The 20,068-nt window shown below is 43.3% G+C and carries 20 protein-coding genes, 1 tRNA gene and 1 pseudogene; 6 read left to right on the top strand and 16 right to left on the bottom strand.

The genetic code is table 11. The features are described 5' to 3' along the window. Nucleotides 1-243 precede the first annotated feature (243 nt). From NLX78_RS14790 to NLX78_RS14780, 3 genes are read left to right on the top strand one after another with little or no spacing between them, the layout of a single operon-like run. Nucleotides 244-1,860: a spore germination protein gene (locus NLX78_RS14790; RefSeq protein ID WP_254350812.1), complete on the top strand. Its 1,617-nt coding sequence runs from the start codon at nt 244-246 to the stop codon at nt 1,858-1,860. Nucleotides 1,861-1,872: 12 nt separating this feature from the next. Continuing rightward, a complete protein-coding gene (locus NLX78_RS14785; RefSeq protein WP_254350811.1) occupies nt 1,873-3,099 on the top strand; it encodes a Ger(x)C family spore germination protein in 1,227 nt (408 codons plus the stop codon). A 28-nt stretch (nt 3,100-3,127) separates the two neighbouring features. After that, complete coding sequence (locus tag NLX78_RS14780; protein WP_254350810.1) at nt 3,128-4,222, top strand: GerAB/ArcD/ProY family transporter; 1,095 nt, start codon at nt 3,128-3,130, stop codon at nt 4,220-4,222. A gap of 536 nt (nt 4,223-4,758) precedes the next feature. On the opposite strand, the gene NLX78_RS14775 is transcribed toward NLX78_RS14780, so the two are convergent. The 3 genes from NLX78_RS14775 to NLX78_RS14765 form a co-directional block, all read right to left on the bottom strand. Further along, nucleotides 4,759-4,845: transfer RNA gene (locus NLX78_RS14775), tRNA-Thr, on the bottom strand. Nucleotides 4,846-5,402: 557 nt separating this feature from the next. Further along, nucleotides 5,403-5,885, bottom strand: a complete 483-nt coding sequence (locus tag NLX78_RS14770) for a nucleoside deaminase (protein WP_254350809.1) — start codon at nt 5,883-5,885, stop codon at nt 5,403-5,405. An 87-nt stretch (nt 5,886-5,972) separates the two neighbouring features. Beyond that, nucleotides 5,973-6,881, bottom strand: coding sequence for an EamA family transporter (locus NLX78_RS14765; RefSeq protein ID WP_061830035.1), 909 nt, complete (start codon nt 6,879-6,881; stop codon nt 5,973-5,975). A 669-nt stretch (nt 6,882-7,550) separates the two neighbouring features. Here NLX78_RS14765 and NLX78_RS14760 point away from each other — a divergent pair. The 3 genes from NLX78_RS14760 to folE all read left to right on the top strand — a co-directional run bounded on the left by NLX78_RS14760 (nt 7,551) and on the right by folE (nt 11,743). After that, entirely contained in the window at nt 7,551-9,485 is a 1,935-nt protein-coding gene (locus NLX78_RS14760) for a beta-glucoside-specific PTS transporter subunit IIABC (protein WP_254350808.1), read from the top strand. 21 nt (nt 9,486-9,506) lie between these two features. Further along, nucleotides 9,507-10,955, top strand: a complete 1,449-nt coding sequence (locus NLX78_RS14755; RefSeq protein ID WP_254350807.1) for a 6-phospho-beta-glucosidase — start codon at nt 9,507-9,509, stop codon at nt 10,953-10,955. Nucleotides 10,956-11,107: 152 nt separating this feature from the next. Further along, nucleotides 11,108-11,743 carry a GTP cyclohydrolase I FolE gene (gene folE / locus NLX78_RS14750; protein WP_254350806.1) on the top strand — a complete coding sequence of 212 codons (636 nt, stop codon included), beginning with the start codon at nt 11,108-11,110 and terminating at the stop codon, nt 11,741-11,743. Nucleotides 11,744-11,837: 94 nt separating this feature from the next. Here the strand turns inward: folE and NLX78_RS14745 are convergent. The 13 genes and pseudogenes from NLX78_RS14745 to NLX78_RS14685 all read right to left on the bottom strand — a co-directional run bounded on the left by NLX78_RS14745 (nt 11,838) and on the right by NLX78_RS14685 (nt 20,068). After that, nucleotides 11,838-12,068 (bottom strand): annotated as a pseudogene (locus tag NLX78_RS14745) (hypothetical protein). A gap of 331 nt (nt 12,069-12,399) precedes the next feature. Next, the gene (locus tag NLX78_RS14740) at nt 12,400-13,812 is read right to left on the bottom strand and encodes a tetratricopeptide repeat protein (RefSeq protein ID WP_254350805.1); all 1,413 of its coding nucleotides are present in this window, start codon (nt 13,810-13,812) and stop codon (nt 12,400-12,402) included. A 203-nt stretch (nt 13,813-14,015) separates the two neighbouring features. After that, entirely contained in the window at nt 14,016-14,234 is a 219-nt protein-coding gene (locus NLX78_RS14735) for a hypothetical protein (protein WP_254350804.1), read from the bottom strand. After that, nucleotides 14,231-15,007: a M15 family metallopeptidase gene (locus tag NLX78_RS14730; protein ID WP_254350803.1), complete on the bottom strand. Its 777-nt coding sequence runs from the start codon at nt 15,005-15,007 to the stop codon at nt 14,231-14,233. Before NLX78_RS14730 ends, NLX78_RS14735 begins: the two co-directional genes overlap by 4 nt. After that, nucleotides 14,973-15,440 carry a phage holin family protein gene (locus tag NLX78_RS14725; RefSeq protein WP_254350802.1) on the bottom strand — a complete coding sequence of 156 codons (468 nt, stop codon included), beginning with the start codon at nt 15,438-15,440 and terminating at the stop codon, nt 14,973-14,975. Before NLX78_RS14725 ends, NLX78_RS14730 begins: the two co-directional genes overlap by 35 nt. Before the next feature lie 108 nt (nt 15,441-15,548). Next, nucleotides 15,549-15,728: a CD1375 family protein gene (locus NLX78_RS14720; RefSeq protein WP_241113322.1), complete on the bottom strand. Its 180-nt coding sequence runs from the start codon at nt 15,726-15,728 to the stop codon at nt 15,549-15,551. 58 nt (nt 15,729-15,786) lie between these two features. Then, complete coding sequence (locus NLX78_RS14715) at nt 15,787-16,137, bottom strand: hypothetical protein (RefSeq protein ID WP_254350801.1); 351 nt, start codon at nt 16,135-16,137, stop codon at nt 15,787-15,789. Continuing rightward, nucleotides 16,134-17,222 carry a hypothetical protein gene (locus NLX78_RS14710; protein WP_254350800.1) on the bottom strand — a complete coding sequence of 363 codons (1,089 nt, stop codon included), beginning with the start codon at nt 17,220-17,222 and terminating at the stop codon, nt 16,134-16,136. Before NLX78_RS14710 ends, NLX78_RS14715 begins: the two co-directional genes overlap by 4 nt. A 15-nt stretch (nt 17,223-17,237) precedes the next feature. After that, the gene (locus tag NLX78_RS14705) at nt 17,238-17,627 is read right to left on the bottom strand and encodes a phage tail-collar fiber domain-containing protein (protein WP_241113325.1); all 390 of its coding nucleotides are present in this window, start codon (nt 17,625-17,627) and stop codon (nt 17,238-17,240) included. Nucleotides 17,628-17,636: 9 nt separating this feature from the next. Continuing rightward, nucleotides 17,637-18,389 (bottom strand): putative phage tail protein, encoded by a 753-nt coding sequence (locus tag NLX78_RS14700; protein WP_254350799.1) that lies wholly within the window; start codon nt 18,387-18,389, stop codon nt 17,637-17,639. Then, complete coding sequence (locus NLX78_RS14695; RefSeq protein WP_254350798.1) at nt 18,386-19,210, bottom strand: baseplate J/gp47 family protein; 825 nt, start codon at nt 19,208-19,210, stop codon at nt 18,386-18,388. The genes NLX78_RS14700 and NLX78_RS14695 overlap by 4 nt, the downstream gene beginning before the upstream one ends. Next, nucleotides 19,207-19,650: a DUF2634 domain-containing protein gene (locus tag NLX78_RS14690; RefSeq protein WP_075153664.1), complete on the bottom strand. Its 444-nt coding sequence runs from the start codon at nt 19,648-19,650 to the stop codon at nt 19,207-19,209. Before NLX78_RS14690 ends, NLX78_RS14695 begins: the two co-directional genes overlap by 4 nt. Beyond that, a complete protein-coding gene (locus NLX78_RS14685; protein WP_254350797.1) occupies nt 19,643-20,068 on the bottom strand; it encodes a hypothetical protein in 426 nt (141 codons plus the stop codon). Before NLX78_RS14685 ends, NLX78_RS14690 begins: the two co-directional genes overlap by 8 nt.

The raw sequence follows: 20,068 nt of genomic DNA, 5'->3' as shown, positions 1-20,068 counted from the left end.
GCTTTTTTCTAAACTTATATCTTAAATTACTTCTGTTGCTCTAATACTGCGGATTTTAAAATATATTTCAGTATGAATAAGCCTGTAGACTACAATACGTCGTTAGGCAACAGGGGTCTCCACAATTGTAATCATAGTTGCAATGGATTGGGTTGCAACCATCTTTTACAAGAACAGTACATATAAATCGTGGAATAGCAGCATATTACAATTGACCGCTAACTAGAAGGGAACTGTATTGCTATGGTTGACAAGTTAAAAAAATGGCTATTTAAGCAGCCTTCACGATCTAATAGTGGCACGAGCCTTGAGCCAGTTAATGACGAAAAATCGACTGAGCTATCCGAAGAGCTGAGTATCACGCTTAAGGACAACATGACCCTACTGAAGCAGAAAATAGGACATAGCACGGATTTCAACCTTCGTTGTTTGAACGATGAACAGGGCAATCCGGTTCTCGCTGTAGGTTTTCTTCAAGGTTTGATTGATCAACAAATTTTAACGACACTGTTGGAGGAACTCACTGCAGGTATTCGAAATGGAGATGTCTCTAATCGTAATGCTGAAAGTTGGTTGATGAGTCTTATCCCTATTGGGGGTATCACTTGCCTTGAAAATGAGCAATCACTTATCGATGCCGTTCTTTATGGACAGGCAGTTCTCCTCGTCGAAGGCAGATCCAAGGCCTTTGCAGCTTCTATCAGCGGCGGGGCTAAAAGAGCTGTTGAGGAGCCAACATCGCAGACAGTAATTCGCGGTCCTAAAGAAGGGTTTACCGAGGATATTTCCACCAATATCGCACTCCTCCGGAGAAGGATCAAATCAACTGAACTCCACTTTGATTCTCGAATTATTGGATCATACACGCAGACGAAGGTATCGGTAGCTTATGTTCGAGGCATTGCAGATCCAGAGGTGGTTAAGGAAATCTCCAGACGGTTAGATTCCATTAACACTGATAGTATTCTCGAAAGTGGATATATCGAGGAATTTATTCAAGATGGGGTATGGACACCCTTTCCAACCATGGTTAACACCGAGCGGCCGGATACTGTAGCAGGCAGCTTGCTTGAAGGGCAAGTAGCGATATTGGTTGATGGGACCCCATTTGCCCTGATTGCCCCCGTAACCTTTTTTCGGTTCATCTCTTCCAGTGAGGACTACTACCAACGTTATGATCTAGCATCTTTTCTTCGGATCGTTCGGATGGCATCCTTTTTCTTGGCATTGCTATTACCCTCATTCTTTATTGCAACAACTACGTTTCACCAGGAAATGCTACCTACAACAATGCTCATCACTTTAGCTGCACAGAGAGAAAATACACCATTGCCAGCCCTACTTGAGGCAATGATAATGGAGCTCACCTTCGAAGTCATCCGCGAAGCAGGAGTACGAATGCCTCGTGCCGTAGGGCCTGCAATCTCTATCGTTGGGGCTTTGGTTCTTGGACAAGCTGCCGTTCAGGCGGGATTGGTTTCCGCAGCTATGGTCATTGTGGTATCATTCACAGCCATCTGCAACTTTGTGTTACCTGCATTCAGTATGGCTGGGTCTGTTCGTTTGCTCAGATTTGGACTTATGCTAATGGCAGGTTTATTGGGGTTATACGGCGTTTTGTCAGTCTTGGTTCCCATCCTCGTTCGATTAGTATCTGTGAATTCGTTTGGCGTTCCTTATATGATGCCGCTCGCACCTTTCTATAAGAGCAATATGAAAGACCTGTTTGTGCGTGTACCTAGGTGGAAGATGAAGAAGCGGCCTGTAATGATTGGGGATTCCAATCCAGTAAAGCAGGCAACGGAACAGGAATCATTTGCAGAACAGGCGGGGGAACACGGCCGAGATCCCATGGCGTAAGGAGGAATCGATATGTCTCAATTAGGCAGGTTGATTTGGGTCTTGGTCATATTATTCATTTTGCCGGGTTGCTGGAACCGAGTCGAACTGAATGAGCTGTGGGTAACTGCAGCTACAGGAGTAGATATGATGGACGATGGACAGTGGATGGTGTCCTATCAGCTTATTGTTCCCTCCGCCCTTGCAAGTGGTACCGGAGGAGGAACCGGAGGGTCTTCTCAACCAGCATTCCATGTATTCTCTGTAAAGTCCAAAACCTATAGCCAGGCGTTATCGTACAGCAATTTAAAAACATCAAGACGAATTTACGTAGCACATAATCGTGTTGTATTTATCGGCAAAAGAGCGGCTGAGAAGGGAATGGACCGTTTAATCGATTTTTATCTTCGTAATACGGAAGCGAGAGAGATGGTCAATATGATTGTAACGGACGGATTAGCATCCGATCTAATAAAGAAATTGTTGCCGCCTGAAAAACTTCAAGGCGCCGCTATGGCTGAATTAGTCGACAAAGAGAGTAATATGTTATCGATGTTTCCAAAAGTCAGGGTATATGATTTTGTATTAAGCATGAACTCGGATTCCAAATCCATCGGGGTACCTGTCGCCGAGTTGATCGGAGAAAGAGACTACCAGAACGAGCAGGAAGCAGAGAGTCTAGATGTCTTCAAAAAAACCTCGGCCCCGCTCAAACTGGCATTGACTAAATTGGCGATATTCCAAAACGGAAAGCTTAAAGGATTTCTCAACAAGAAAGAGAGTCTGGGAGTATCTTATCTGTCTCAAAAGGTTAGTAATACTGAAGTTTCGTTCCCATGCGACGAACAACCCAGTAGGGAAATGTACTCTTCCCTGCTAGTAAACTCAACTAATGTGAAGATCACACCACAAAAAACGAGTTCTCATTACACTATGCAGGTTGGAGTGAAAATTAACGGGACTTTAAGTGAAACAACATGCACTAAGGATATTTCCAAGATGAAAACCATACATGATATGGAAAAAGAGATTGCAAAAGAAGTGACCAGTACGATAAATGAGGGCTGGGATAAACTCCAGGAACTTGGGGTAGATGCAACTGGTTTCGCTGACCGGATTCACCGGAGGTTCCCAAAAGAGTGGAACACAGTGAAAAAAGACTGGGAACAGGAATTCAAGAGGATAGAACTGGACATTCGAGTGGATGCACGGATTAAGCGTCCTGGACTCCTGCAGAAGCATATCGGAAGTCAAACCTAACCCATTTGTAAAAAGGGGCCTAAACAGTATGAATAAAACCGTCACCAGGGTATCCGGGTTAGTTATCGCTTTCTCCTTGTTTCAGGTTGGCAGTACAACATTATTCCTATTGGGAGCTAAAGCCAAGCAGGATGCATGGCTAGCCATGCTGATCGGTGCACTTGCAGGCTTCGTCCTGCTAATCATGTATTTATACATGCATAAGCTTGACCCACACCGGGATTTGTATGAACTCCTATGCCATTATTGGGGAAAATGGGTTGGTAGTCTGGGTGGTCTTCTGTTCATCAGTTACTTTGCTTATGAAGCTTCCAGGAATGTCAGAGACATGGGTGAGCTCGGCGCATTGACATTGCTGAACAGAACCCCTACCGAAGTTATTACGTTTATAGCATTAATTGTCTGTGCCGATGTGGTATGGTTTGGGCCGAGAGTCTGGTTCCTTCTATGTCATATATTTTTTCTTCTGCTTTTTTTTGGTTACAGCACTTTACTCTTGCTTACTCCTTTTACGGGACTCATTCACTTTGAGTTTTTGTTTCCTGTATTGGAGAACGGTTTAACTCCCGTAGTGAAGGCTGCCATTCCCGAGATCATATCTTTTCCCTTCGGTCAGACGATTCTTTTTCTTGTGCTGTTCAAGCTTGTCACGGATAAACGTAAATTACAGCGGTCGATCGTCATTGTTTACTGGATCACTGCTGTGTTCCTTATTGTAATGAATGAGCTAACAATCCTAGTTCTAGGTCCGAAATGGGCAGCATCAAGCACCTATCCCTTATTTGAGGTTACACAACTTATTCAGCTACCAAAAACATTCGAGAGAGCTGATGTTCTGTTTTCGATGATTCTATTTATTGGAATCGGAGTCAAAACAGCTGGTTTTATGTTTGGTGCCGTTATTGGACTTCAAACAATAACCCCTTTTAGATATAAGCCTGCGTTACTGTTGCTGAGCATTATCATATACGGCCTTACGTTTCTCTCCCCAAGGTTAACCGAATTTTTGTGGTTCGGTCTTAATGTTGCTTTGATTCAAATCTGGCCTATCTTTCAGATTGCTCTACCTGTCCTCCTTTTCCTGACCATGCTAATTCGGAAGAAGAGAAGGGCTTATAGTTAGCAGCTACTGTAGTCATGAGCATGTTGATGTTACGCACCGGTTGAAACTTCTTCTACGGAATGTCGTGTGGCGAAAAACCTGCTAAAACAGGATTTCAAGGCGCACAAACCTAATCAAAAATGGGTCACAGATATCACGCAATATCGTGTAGGGGGTTGCTGGGTATATCTATCTGCGATTAAAGATTATTCAACAATGAAATTGTAGCCCACCCCTCAGCGAACATAACGACAACGAATTGATTGTATAGACGTTCGCCAAAGCCTTTGCCAAGCACAAAAAGACGTGACCGGACTGGTCGTTCACAGCGACTAGGGCTTTCAGTACACGTCTCACACTTACCACGACATGCTGCCAAAGGTTGGCACACAAATCAGCATTTCTTGTTATTTTACAACTATTTATCTGAGCCTCAGTAATGCGATCTATCTGGTTAACAGACATAGACTTATTCCCTGTCACAATTTGTCCAGAATCATAAAAAAGCGCGCCCTCCAAAAAGCTTGGAAGCCACGCTGTGCTTGAGTTTCATAGAATGCTGGTGAAGGGAATTGAACCCCCGGCCTACGCATTACGAGTGCGTCGAAATAGAGTTTTGGTGGGTTTTACAAGACTCCTATAGCCTGCACTATCAAGAATAAGGTTCCTACTGGTAGTCTAGATATCCATATTTCGGTAGAAGATTTGGTAGAAGAAAGTAATTAAGGCAATAAGACGAGACTGATACCTTAATGCTCTCTTAAGTCTCCTTCTCGTCTCCTACGAGCATGATGATCTTTAGATTTTGATCCCGGCCCTCCAGATGACAATATCCCGTAGTATAGAATTTTCCGCCCCCATAGAGTTAGGTATCTTACTCTAAAACAAGCTAATAACTTTTATGTTCTCTGTGCGCCTCCACGTCTTTATCTCCAGATCTAACATATCACAGCGGCCTGCTGAAAAGGAAAAGAACAATGTTTCTTTTCTAAATGATCTAAATATAATCGCGCCATTTATACCTACTCTTAAAGCATCTTTTTATATGTAAAAAAGCTCTTATTCTAAGTAAGGATTTGAACTTATCCAACTAAAAAAAACAATTCAATGTTCGTTTTTATTAGATATGGAAGTCACCGGTATTTATTGACATATTATTAGGACTAACTTAGAATGTTTTTCTACTATTATAATAGCATGCTCATTTAGTTCGTTGATGCATCTCCACATGCAGTGCTTTAATTTGGTTAGCTAACTCAGGTACAGGGCCATCCACTTTCGCATCGCGAATGATTTCCTGAATGGATAAATTGTAGATCGGCGTTGGCACAACGTTCAATTCCTCCATCCATTGAACCAGTTGAGCAGAAGAACTCGCATATACGATGCGGCCCAATCCAACCCATGCATGAGCAGCTGCACACATTGGGCAATGTTCGCCAGATGTGTATACCGTTGCTTTTGCTCGTTCCTCTGGTGTCATATGGTTAGCAGCCCATCGTGCCAAAGCAAATTCCGGATGTTGAGTATGATCCCCCCCAGAAATATGATTATAATCTTCTTCCAGTACGTTCCCTTGTTGGTCCACAAGTAGAGAACCAAAAGGTTCATCTCCATGCTCCAGCGCAATTCGTGCAAGTTCCACACAGCGTTGCAAAAGCTTCGAGTCTTGTTCTGAAATCATGATTATCTAACCTCCTAATATGATGAGTTTTTTGATATTGTATAAGGATAAGATAGCATGCCCCTTTATCCTCGTGTATCGTTTAGATTAAAGTGCAGTATGTTCCTTCATTGAAGATTCCGGGCTGGATGTTCTTTGTCGTATGTTGCTATATGCGATGCCGCATAAAATAATGATAACGCCAATCCACTGAGACCAGCCGACAAATTCTCCTAATACAAGAGAAGACATAATAACGGCCATGGGTAATTCAGATGCAGTCATAATTGTACCCATTCCTGAACCAATATGTGGCATACCTATGGAGTACAAAAGCGGAGGCAACACTACTCCGAACACTCCGAGGACTAATCCAAAAGGACTCAATCCTGCCAGCACATCGGGGTTAAATAAGAAGGTTGGCGGAAATACTACAAAAACAGTAATAACAGCCCCGGTTGAAAGAAGGGCGCTTTTCAGTATGGGCGAAGTTTCTTTCGCAACAGCACCACTAAGAAAAACAAATAAAGCAAATGTTGAAGCAGCCAATAGCCCCCATATCGTTCCTTGCCACGAGAGCGAGAGATCACCCTCAGAAAAAATGTTTGCCGCCAAAACCGAACCGATGAGCAGTATTCCAATCGAGATAAGTTTACTTCTGGTTGGTTTTTTCTTCTGGAGAATCCATTCGTATAGTGTCCCAATCCAAACAAACTGAAATAAAAGGACGATAGCTAGAGAAGCATTTATGGTCTGTAGCGATTGATAATAAAACATGCCTGTCAGTCCAAATGGAATTCCGGATAGAAGGAGTTTTGTAACCTGCTTGTACGTAAGGTTTTTATTTTTTGCAAAAATTACAAATATCCAACTCAAAACTGCACCAAAGAAATACTGCGCACCAGTTACCTCTGGTGTTGAAAAACCAGCGCTATATGCCAGTTTAACAAATGTGGAAAGTATGCCGTAACAACAACCTCCCAAGAAAACAATAACTGCATAATGCCACAACTTCATAAACAATCCTCCTTTTTTGAATACAAAAAAGCCACACAAATGCGTAAAGGCATTCGTGTGGCGAAAATAGAGATGACTCTCTAGAAAAATCCACATCCATCGGGTTTTAGTATTTCGTTCTTTCGGTATCAGTATAAAAGCAAAGGTTTGTTCTTGTCAATAATCTGATTCGGAGAGAATCAGGATGAAATCTAAAGTAGGTCAAAGCGACAGTAACAGTTAAATACAAAGTAATGTGATTAAATAGCAATCAAGTCCAAATTATTTTTTAATTATTTGGGCCAAAATTACTACATATATGAAATGTAAGAATGTTCATGTGAATTTCTCTCTACAAGTTAAATTCCAGAGAAAAAAACCTTGCATTTTCAAAAAAGATTGTTTTATTATTGTCCGCAAAGGGAGCTTGTACATCAACTGGATTGTGACTGTTCAATCAGGCAATACCATTTCTGGCCAGAAAAGACGTACCTTCAGCTAACTTTCACAAAATTTGAGGCCTGTGACAAATAGAAAATTGCTAACACAGCCTTACAGGATTGTAAACCGTCGAAGGGCAATATCTGGATCGCTAAACTTCCAGCATGGTGATGTTGTCTAAGATCTATGCACCGGACAGCTATTCAGTTTTTTTTGATGCAAAGTCACAGCCAGAGAGGAAGAGCACTCATGAATTATGACCAGTTGGCCAAGGAGATTTTGTCTGGAGTTGGCGGTGTTGAAAACGTTACCAGCGTTGTTCATTGTGTAACACGATTGCGCTTTCAATTGAAGGACGAAGGATTGGCCAAAACGGAAGAATTAAAAAGTTTGTCTGGGGTCATTACGGTTATGCAAAGTGGGGGGCAATACCAAGTTGTTATTGGGAACGAAGTTCCGGATGTGCATAAAGCCATAACTAAAATTGGAAAATGGTCTTCAGATGATGAAGAGACATTAAATTCAAATGACGAAAAAACATCCAAAGGAAACATCTTCAATCGTTTTATTGATATGATTTCAGGTGTTTTTCAGCCATTACTTGGCCTATTGGCTGCAACAGGAATGATTAAAGGATTCAATGAACTGTTCTTGTCTTTCGGTTGGATTACTGAAACATCTGGGACGTATCAATTGCTAAAAGCAACTGGCGACTGTCTGTTTTACTTTTTCCCCGTATTTCTAGGGTACACTGCAATGAAAAAATTCGGTGGGTCTTCCTTTATTGGAATGGCTATAGGAGCATCTCTCGTATATCCGACGTTGTCGGGTTTAAGTGAAGGAAATCTACAATACGTTTTGTTTGGAGGAACCATTTTTGAATCTCCAATTCATATCACGTTTTTGGGTATTCCTGTAATTTTGATGAGTTATTCCTCCTCTGTCATACCTATAATTCTGGCTTCATTCTCTGCCTCAAAATTAGAAAAGTATCTAAAAAGAGTTATTCCACAAGTGGTAAGAACTTTCTTGGTTCCCTTTTTTACGATGCTTATTATCGTCCCATCCACTTTTTTGGTTATAGGTCCGATCTCTACATGGGCAGGGAATTTAATTGGCGCGGGTGCTACCGAAATTTACGGATTTAGCCCCATTTTAACGGGATTAATCATAGGCTCAATGTGGCAAGTCTTGGTTCTTTTTGGACTTCATTGGGGGATTATTCCCATTGCGTTGCTGAATATTGGCACACTAGGATCAGATCCGATTATGGCGCTTTCTTTTGGAGCTTCATTTGCGCAAATCGGTGCGGTTCTAGCGGTTCTGATCAAAACCAAAAATCAAAAAACAAAAGCTTTGAGTGTACCGGCATTCATTTCAGGGATTTTTGGCGTCACGGAGCCTGCTATATATGGCCTGACCCTGCCTTTAAAAAGACCATTCATTATGAGTTGTATTGCCGGAGGGATCGGTGGAGGCCTATTGGGATATGCCGGGTCAAAATTCTATATTCTTGGGGGCCTCGGTGTGTTTGGCTATCCCAATTTCGTAAATAAGGCAGCCGGCATTGATTTTAGTTTTTATATGTCGCTTATCGCAACTGCAGCTGCCTTTATTTTTGGGTTTGTCTTGACCTATTTTGTTGGTTTTAAAGATCCAATAGAAACAATGTCAACAAATATGGGTGACAAACAAGAACCGATTCCCAACACAAGTCAATTGAATGACCAACCATTTGAAATTGTTAGTCCGATGACCGGTACTGTTGTTAGACTCCAAGATATTAAAGACGAGACTTTTGCAGGAGAGCATATGGGTAAAGGGATAGCCATCCGCCCCACGAACGGACGGGTCGTATCCCCAGTGAACGGCATTGTACAAACGATTTACCGTACTAAACATGCCATTGGTCTCATTAGTGATGACGGGGTAGAAATACTCATTCATATCGGACAAGATACGGTTCAGTTGAAAGGTCAGCATTTCAATGCATTTGTTAAGGATGGTGATCGTGTTCAGGTCGGTGATATCATTGTAGAGTTCGACTTGCAGGCGATCCTGGATGCCGGCTATGAAACGGTAACCCCCATTATAGTCACGAATACGTCTACGTATCGCGACATTGTAGGGATCAAAAATGACATGGTTAATGAAAAAGAACATTTAATCAAAGTATATGTATAAAAAATAGGGAGGTACGTGGAAATGTTTAATGAAATCACTAAATTCCCGGATAATTTTCTGTGGGGTGGAGCTACAGCTGCGAATCAAATTGAGGGAGCTTACCTGGCTGATGGTAAGGGACTGACGACCATTGATTTGATGCCGACGGGGCCCAAACGTAATCAGGTTTCGACTGGCAACTTAAATTCATTTGTACCCGAGGATGGCGAGTTTTATCCTTCGCATGAAGCTATCGATTTTTATCATCGTTATAAAGAGGATATCGCGCTTTTTGCTGAAATGGGTTTCAAATCATTTCGAATGTCGATCTCCTGGGCCCGTATCTTTCCCAATGGTGACGATGTAACTCCGAATGAAGCAGGATTGCAATTTTATGATGACGTGTTTGATGAACTTCTGAAGTACAATATTGAGCCTGTCGTTACGATTTGTCATTTTGATTTACCCGTGAACTTGGCGAAAACGTATGGCGGCTGGAAAAACCGAATCATCATTGAACTATTTGAAAAATACTCCAAAACACTGTTTGAACGCTATAAAAATAAAGTGAAATACTGGATGACATTCAATGAAATTAATATGTTATTGCATCTTCCTTATACAGGAGCGGGCATTATTTTTGAAGAAGGCGAGGACAAACAACAAGTTCTGTATCAAGCAGCGCATCATGAACTTGTAGCAAGTGCACTGGCAGTCAAGGCTTGTCATGAAATCATTCCTAATGCCATGATGGGATGTATGTTGGCGGCTGGAAATGTGTATCCATACAGTAGCAATCCGGAAGATTACTGGGAAGTAATGAAAATGGAGCATGATTCATACTTCTTGATTGATGTACAGTCCAAAGGGGAGTATCCAGGTTATGCCAAACGCTTTTTCATTGAGAATGGAATTCAGCTACAGCTTGAGCCTGAAGATTTGGAGATTTTGAAGACATATACTGTGGATTACATCGGTTTCAGCTATTATTCGAGCCGTTGTACCAGTGCTGATCCTGAAATTTTGAAGAATTGTACGGATGGAAATGTGTTTGGTTCCGTAATTAATCCTTACTTGGAAACCTCCGAGTGGGGATGGACAATTGATCCAAAGGGCATGCGTATTACCTGCAACCAGTTACATGAAAGGTACAACAAACCATTGTTTATCGTTGAAAACGGACTTGGTGCCCAAGATACTCTTTTGGACAACGATACCATTGAAGATGATTACCGCATTGAGTATTTGGACCTTCACTTTGCAGAGATTGCTGAAGCAATAAAAGACGGAGTTAATATTATTGGTTATACAAGTTGGGGACCGATTGACCTTGTGAGTAACGGTACTGGCGAAATGAAAAAACGGTATGGATACATCTATGTGGACAAAAACAATGATGGTTCTGGCACGCTTCGTAGAATCAGAAAGAAAAGTTTTCATTGGTACAAAGAAATTATCGCTAATAATGGAGCGAAGTACTTTCAGAAATAATCGCTGATTTAATACAGGTTAACTTTCTATGTTGACTAATAAATAAAATATAAATTATCCCCTTTAAGAAGACTATGATGTAAAAAACACATGGCACTTACAGGGGATTTTTCGAGTGAATTTTCTAGATATTAGTGAGGGAGAAAACCCAGATGAATCTTGATTCGGAATCTTTGCTTGAACTGAAAAAATCAATTGGTCTGGGGCATAGTTTTAGCGACATTGAAGTCAAGCAAGTTAATAGTGCGTTGGCTGGCATCACTGACCTCATTCGGTTATGTGGTGATAATCCAGGTAGAAATGAATTGAAAGAGACTCCTTATCGTGTTGTTAAAGCGTTTATGGAATATACCGAAGGATATAATGAAAATCCTGAAACCCTTCTGGAGAAGTCTTTCGATGTATCTTATGATGAATTAGTTCTTGTGAAAGATATATCTTTTCATTCTCTTTGTGAGCATCACTTTGCTCCGTTTTATGGAAAGGCGCATATTGCCTATCTACCACAAGGAAATATCATCACGGGATTATCCAAGCTAGCCAGAGTGGTAGACGCCTATGCACACAGATTTCAATTACAAGAGAGAATGACAACACAAATTGCAGATACCTTGGATAAAGTTCTTAAACCACTAGGAGTAGCCGTATACATCGAAGCTGAGCATTACTGTATGTGTGGAAGGGGCATTAGAAAACGTGGAACTGTAACGAAAACTTCATCATTCCGTGGTGTGTATAAAGACGATGCGGTTGCTCGGTCTGAACTATTGGCAATGATTAAATGTTGAGCGAGCATTTGTGAAAAATGAATTTTCAAACCGTGATGACACGTTGCCGGGAACATGGTCCCATTGAAAGTCGCTGTTTAGCGGCTTTTTTATTTTATCGGTACAAGTTCTTGTCCCGATTGCCGAAAATGGACAAGAACATAGTCCGATTACCGATTAGGTATGTATCTAGCCATTCCGGTATAATCTTCTCCACTGTACCGCCATAATCCACAATATCTATCAAATTCTCTCCCAACCGCTGTACAACATATACTTTTACCTAGCTTAATGCAGCAGCAAATAATTCGATATCCGACTTTAACACCTTATATGTATGGTTCATGCTGTTCACCTCAGGATAGGTATTCGGTGAATGGTATGTTGATTCCTTCAACGACAAAAAAAGGCTCTTACTGAATTGCTTTTTAACTACACATTAATTCTTCAGTTTTGGGGATGATAATTTATCAAGGAGAGGTTTTGACAGGGGTACTGTTCAATACACTGTCCTTAGATTCGTTAAACACACTGTTTCCTCAGATCGTTCAACAAAAATCCCCGCCAACCAATTAAGGTTAGCGGGGATTTGCTTTACTTACGTTTAAAATCCTCCATGCTGTACTTGAGGCTCTATACCATGCGAGTGAATAGGTACAGTAACAATTAACAAAAAGCTAGCTGCGACGATCAACAGTGCCATTTTTTTTAACATTGTTCATCCACACCTTTTCAATAAAATTTAAAAAATTTGCTTTGGTTTCAGGAGTCGCATGTTCTCGAAAATGTAAAAACAGCCCCATACAATTTATGAAATAAGTCTCATTATTTAGTGTATGATAACTTACCATTGAATACATCAAATGTTTAAAGCCATCATCGTAAGAATTTCTATGTAAATAATAATGAGCCAACTCGTAACCACACCAAGCAAAATAATCTGGCACCACTTGTTGAGTATATATATCACTTGGTGAGTGTTGCGACAATGATACAATGTCCGCTTCAAAACGTTTAATTATGTTACTAACATCAATATCATATCGGTTAGCCGCTATCATAATATTCAGCAGTTGGATGACCTTATCTTCTTGCGTTGTATCCTCCGCTGCATCGATGTATTCAATATATTCTTGCAGCACCTTTATATCTCCGGATAAAAGCTTATTGACAATAATATTAGCTTTTGCCCAATGCTTAAACAAGCCAATCCAGTGTTGGGTATCTTCGTCTGTCTCTTTAACCCAATCTAAATTAGCATAGGCGTATGTATATTGTAGAGCTTGGTGGTAATCGCCTTGGGTTTCGTAGACACCTGCACACAATAAGTCAGCATAAGCAATGTATCCAAATAGCGGCCCTCTTGTTCTCTTTTCAATATCTCGTAACTCACGTTTTTCTTGGTGTTTTAAACTATACTGGATTTCCGCTTTAGTTCTCATTTGCCTTGCCATTTCGTCTACCTTGTCCCATTTACGCAAAGACCTGTACACGTTTGCCAAATCCTTCAATGCGTCAAGCTGGTCTATTTCATCCAGACGTTCCACGAAGGGTTCAAATAGTGTTGCAGCCTTGAGATTCTGGCTTTGATCGTCTCCAATCTGAATCGTAAATATACGATATTGACAGACTGCCAAACGCTCAGAATGTTGATATTTTTCCGCTTCAGCTACCCCCTCATAGAGCACCAACGCAGCCTCATGTCGTCCCTGCGCCAACAACCCTTCTGCAATTTCAAATAGCTTGGGCGAATACAGTAGATTGTCCATGATAGCTCCAACAACTCGACGGATCGCATCCATCTTGTCCAACTCCGCACATCGAAACAAAAATGGCTCAATTCGCCTCATATTTGGAGGGTGGTCGATGATGTAGTTTTCTACGAACAAGTCGTAAAAATGGCCTTCTGGCAAACCCATAGCCTCAGTAATTCGATCCAGTTGTTTAATAGACAAAGGCTTATTTCCTGTTACAATAGCACTTACTGCTCCCCTATTCATATCCGCAATATGACCAAATTGTGAAAAGCTCAAACCCTCTTGTTGTAGGAATCTGTCTAATTCTGCTCGAATCGTAGGTGTATGTTCCATGCCATAGCCACCCCTCGCATAAAAATTCCAGTATTTTATAATCATTTACTATTTTTGCCCAGCAATTAACCAATTGTCAATATCTTTTTTTGCAAATCGTGTGGAAAGGCTACGTTTGTCATAAGGGTACTCCTGTAAACAAAAAAAAAAGCACCCCACCGGCATAAGCCAGCAGGGTGTTTCGTATTTCCAAACGCTTGTGATTATTCCTCATTATCTGTAGTTGGACTGTCAGCCGACTTACCATCCACATAAGCCTCGGCCAGAATGTAAGCAATCACTGCACCGAATGCACCGATAACGCCAGTTACTTGAATAACAGTGTCATTGTTTGCCCCAATCGCAGTAAGCAAGCTCGTTATAAGTGCGGCCAGCAACGCCCAAAACTTACGACTGGATAATTTACGTTTCCAATCTGTCATTGTGCGACAACTCCCCTTTTGAATACTCCGGCTCGGTCAAGCATCGTGACCATACGGTAAAAGTCAAAGCTACCGTCATTTGCTGTGTCCATTGCCCCTACAGCCTTGGCGTTGATGCAGGCTTGCTCAGCCCACGCGGGTACTTTAGGCTGTTTAGCTGCTCTCTCCAATGTCTTGATACGGTCAGCTTGCTTCTGTACAGTGTTTTGCAATGCCTTAAACGCTGCTTTTTCTTCTGCTGTCATAGGTCCATCCTCCATTTTAAGTGAATTAATCTTCGCCAACGTTGTGTTGAGTTGCGTCTGGCTCGGACGCTTACCTGCCCGGAATTGAGCAGTCGTGATTCCGAAGACCATTTGCAGGTGAGGCATGTCCTTAAAGCTGCGCCAATCGCCACCCCACTCAAGCCCGAGTTTTTTTGCTTCCTCAACCACTTCACTCCAATCAGGCAGCGAGTCCTTATCATCATCTTTCAATGTGTCCCAGGACACCGTACGGCCATCCCGAAGCAACAATGCAAAATCAGCAGCGAATCCGAAATTATGATTGCTGTATCCGCCCCGGGCATCTGTGACCACTTTCCCCGGCTTCGTACGGCCTTGAGCATACAAATCATCCTGCTCCGCATAAGTTCGTAAGCCTTGAGTTATCACAATCCAAACACCACGGGCATAACATCGCTCAATTAATTTTTCTATAACAAGCTTGAAAACCGAATCTAGTCCGATCAAGCGTTTATCAGATTTTTTCTTTAGTTGTTCCAACGTCAGCATGCTTACTACCCCCTCCTTGGTTGCCGCCTTTACTCTTTAGCACTTCAACCGCCTGCCGGATCACTGGTGGAATTGGGGCACCCATCCTACCACCGTTTTCGATGATTGAAAGTAGTTCGTTAGCCAAATAGAAGTAAGCCACCGTGTCTCGAAACAAATGGCTATCCCCCATAATACCGTCTACAATATGACCCACGGCTACCATTGCAAAGATAAAAACCTTACGTGAAATACCGATAAGACCAATCTTGCTCTTTAGACCTGGACCCGTTCCTTTTTTGCCCTCCGTCCACGCTGCAAGCAGCCCCGTAGCATAATCAAATATTGTAAATGTAAGGAGCGCAGCTAAAGCAAATGACCACCCTCCAAAAAAATACGTTATCGCGCTCCCCCCAAAGGCGGCAATTAATTTATAAACCTCCGACTTGTCCACTTGCTTCCCCCGTCTCCGTGGTCAGGACTCTCTGCCTAACCTGTAAAAATAAAGCCCCCGACCACTTACCGGGGGCAAAAAAATAGCGCATCCGATTGGATACGCCGCTTACGCTTCTTGTTCTGTTGTTTGTTCAACTGCTGGAGCCACTTGCGTAGGCTCAGTAATGCCCAAGTCAGCTTTAACCAAGTCTCGCAATGCTACTGGCACGTCCTCAATTTCACGTCGGCCAGCAAGGATAAGATGTACAAGTGTCGTCGCAAAAGCTTTTTTAATCTGTTCATTCATGCTATCACCTCCCCTCATGAGCTGCATGAGAATAAAAAATAGAACCCGCTCCCGGATTCTACGTAACATTGCTTTGTTCCATAACGAGCTGGATAAGCCCGGCTATGGCTTCTTTATTGTCCAGATCAGCCTGTTTCAATGCAGCATTCTCGGCTTCGGCCTTCTCTAGCCGAGTTTTAAGCTTGTCCAATTCGCTTGGCGTTTCAACTTCTTGAGATACGGGCATGTCCTCAAGGGCAAACTTCTTGTCGTCAGTGTAACGGACTCGTTTACCCGCTGGAGTATTCCACACAACCTCAGGCAACTCGTCTACCTGTACGTACTTATATGGAATATCCTCAACAGATTCAACATACTCATTCCAGCCCCATACAACACCGTCGTCATGCAAATATACGACTCTGATCATGGGGTCACCTCGTCGTAGCATACTTGAATATTACGAATGCTGCCCTTCATAGTGAAAGCAGGAGACTGATAATTCGCGGCATAGATATAAAAGGCGAGATACACAGGGCCAGGAGTAGTTACACGCACCACACCTTCACTTCCAAACCAAGAATTAAATCCGGGCTTTGCTGCAGTAGAAACCACATTTGAAGACGTATTATAATCCCTGACAGTCCCTATTGCATCTCGATAATTAAACACAGTACGCTGTACGGCGTATTCTACATAATCACTGTTATCTCCTGCACTCCAAGTGTTAGAACCTAATGCACCTACCGTAATTCCCCAGTTGCTGTTGTTATCAGTAGGGATAGTGCCTGATACAAGTTCAACTAGGCCTTCCCAGTATATGCGAAGTTCACCTAATGCCTTAGGAATGAACTTAAATACAAGCATTCTACCCGTAATATTAGCGGAACCTCCACCAGAAGCGACTTGCTGTGCATACGTCTCGGTCTGTGAAAATTTGACGTTGTTACTCGCTACTAAAGCCATATTGCTACCTCCGTTTTTCGCGCTCCAGTTCGACCAAGAACCATCAGGCCTTCTAACGCGTGTGAATATTCCGCCATTATCGTCCACATACTCGTGTTTGTGTGCCGCCGAAGCACCAGTAACCGATCCCGTAACGTATAGGTTCCCCTTTGGGAATGCTCCCGGTGGGCTATGGTCAGTTGCAGGATCAAGGGAAGGCTTATCGACCCGCCAAATCCCTATCCCCAAAGCCAAGTTAAAGTCGGCTTGAAATATATTCCCCCTATCCACCAACAAAATACTGTACAGGTCAAAAAGCGCCTTAGAGGCCGGTACTGTTAAACGAGACTGTGATTTATAGTCTTCACTCATCCGAACAACGCCTTTTTCTGTAGTGCTGGCGTCCGGTACTTTTGCCTCTTTTATAGCCTCGTTAACATACGTTTTGACATCGGAAATTTGCTTAGATAACTCTTGGTCATTCTCATAAAGCGTATCAATTGGTTTGTTAAAAACATCTGCATGACCCTGATCAGTTGTAACAAAGCGGCGGGGTTGCTGAATAGCCATGTTCTCTCACCTTCCTTAATAGATATCATCAATCTCGAAGACAAACTCTATGTCGCCGTCTTTGATTTTATTGGTCATGGTGCGAACCGCCGTGAATTTCCCCGCCGAATCTACCAGGGCAAGCTCATTGATCGTTTTTCCGGCAAGCTCTGTTTCTGCAAGAGAACAGACATAACGGATCGTTGCTGGGGCGATAAATTCGTGGCCCGAGATATCCTTTTGAATCAGTTCCGCTTTTAATACTTGCTCTGTGCCATCCAAAGGCAAAGGCTTGCCCTCTGTATCAACCCCACCGCTGCCAAATGCCATTTTGACCACTTTAGTCAACGTGCCGCCTTCGGCTCGCGCTTGGGCCATCTGTTCTCTCGCATAGACCGTTGTCACCGTTAATACTTGTTCTGCCATAATGTCCTCCTATACATGTAAAATCGTCTCTGTTGAGCTCAGTGAGTGGCTACCATCAAGCAAGTTCTGACCATCAAGCACCCAATAATTTTTGCGGACTTTTAAAATTCCCTCTTGTCGGTTCGTAATTGGATTGCTGACCTTCAGCTCCAATCGGTTTCGTTTGCGCTGCCGTTCGCCAGTCCAACCGGAAAGCGAAGCGGACCCATCCAGTAATTTTGTTCCATCTAGATACCACGGTTTGCCACCGAAAAAACCTACGCGGGAATGGAACCTAATACGTGTTTTAATTCCGAATTTGTGGTGAACGTCAATACGAAAAGTAGGCTGCGCTTTGTTAATATGAACAGGCCGAATGTACTCAAAGTCTTCCATCAGGCCTTTAACGTTTAACTGTGTGTCGATACCATACACAAACAAGATCGTCTTCTTTAGAAAATCCTCTTGTATGTCCAACAGATTACCGTACTTCCCACCAATCAGTCGCAGTACCGGCAGTGTAAAAGGTCGCTTGGCCCAACGCTTACGACGTATCGCGTCACGGCGCTGTTCTAAGTTCCCAATCTGCTCCTGGTGGAAATATATCCACTCCCAAATAGGCAATGCCCAAGTAGCAGTCTTTAAAACGAACTGATTTCCCAGATCGTCAATCGACTTTTCCCGATCGTTTATTTCCAACTCCATAACGTCAAAATGCCGCTCGGCCATGTCGATCTCATACATGTACGGCGGCAGCATTTCCCGATAGCGCAGAGGTATCATGTCAGGGTCACCTCAATTTTCAAAACAGACGTGGTCGGAACCTCAATGTCTTCGATGGCTCCATTAAGCGTAAGGCTTTCGTAATCCTCCACTCCCTTGACCAGCAAAGCAGCACCAACGTAATTAAATACCAGCTTTGTTCTACCAATGGCGTAGTCGGCTATTCGCTTCCTAATGGGCTCCACCAATTCTGGAAGCGGAAGAACCGTATTTAGTTTCGCAGCTACTTGCAACGTGAATACTGGGGCAGGATGTACAGCCAGATCATGCCCGGCAATCCGCTTGGTTTCCCACATATCCGTCTTAACTTTAGCGGCGAACTCTTCCGTGATCGGCTGTCCTTGAAGGTCAGTGAGATACAAATCGATGCTGTTATCGTGCCGCTCCTTTTCAATGGCAACAGCACCGCCAACGCCCTCCAGCTCCTTTGCCCATGTCTCATAGTCCTTTCGACGCCCGCTGCCTTCCTCAGTAAACGCACGCTCAAGCATTCGCAATCGGTACGTGTCGTCGTCCTCCCCCACCTTCCGAGGCATACCATCCGACCATCCGTGACCATCTAAATACTCACTGTCTGCCCAAATGGGGAAGGCTTGGAGAAAGGCATATGTTAACAACTCCTGCTGTTCAGCGTATTCCATAGCGATGGGATACCACAGATCATAAAATAACTCTCCCGGATCCGTCGGGGGTGGAGGTAGACCGCGTTCTTGTGCCAATGTAATCGCCCGGTTGACCCATCGGCGGTAAACTTCCTCTGGGGTTTCCTCCAAAATTGCCATCGGTGGCAGTGCAGGAAGGTCTGTTAATTTCACATTCACAATTCAATCGCCTCCTCCAATTCTACTTCTCCGGCCAGCCCGGTTAATTTAATTCGCAAATACATGTTCTGGCCGTTCCGCTCCATCGACAATACCTCAGCTTGAGAGATTTCCGTATGAGCTGCCAAAGCTTCCTCAATGTCGCGTTTTATTTCAACGTCCTCCCAATTGGCCCATTCAGATCGTTCGACACCGATATCAGCGTCATACACCACATATTGAAATCGCTCGGTGTTCAGGATTTTTAGCGCCGTCTGCACAAGGTATTCACCATACGTAGCCGTTTTTTTGGGACGCCCGTCGTCGGTGGTTGCCATCTGCCGCGTGCGATAGTCGATCACGTACGTCCATTTGGTTTCAGATGCTACGGTTTCGGTCAGCTCCACCTCGTCCAATGTGGAAAAGTCTATATCCGGAAATAACGTTTCATCGTCAGCCACCAACGCCCACATCCTTCCCGTGGACGTAGTACCGCTGTCCGCTCAGCCTGGAGACAATCAGCCGATCACCGACCTGCAAAGGGCTGGGAATAACCAACTTGCCACGTAATGAGCTGCGTGGGGCCTGTTTGTAAGGCTCCCCTGTCTCGTATACCACCCCGTTAGCCAATACGCCTGTGACACTGCCTTTGACTTCATCACCCTCCAGATATTCATTAGCTATGAAATCGGCTTTGACTTCCCGGTCTAACAGATAGTCAGCAAAGACTAGCTTGTCCGCTGGATAGGGAGCCGGGTCACCATCCACCTCTATTGACGGGCTTCCGGGCCAACTCAGCAGAGTAGCTCTCTCTGTGTCTCGCGCGTCGATGTGGTCTTTGGTCATTTCCCGCAGCTTCCTGACTGCATCTTGAAGCAT

The organism is Paenibacillus sp. Lou8.1, from assembly GCF_024213565.1.
Lineage (GTDB): Bacteria > Bacillota > Bacilli > Paenibacillales > Paenibacillaceae > Paenibacillus > Paenibacillus polymyxa_B.
Note: the sequence above shows the minus strand (reverse complement) of the source record. Positions and strands in the feature narration are given on the sequence as shown.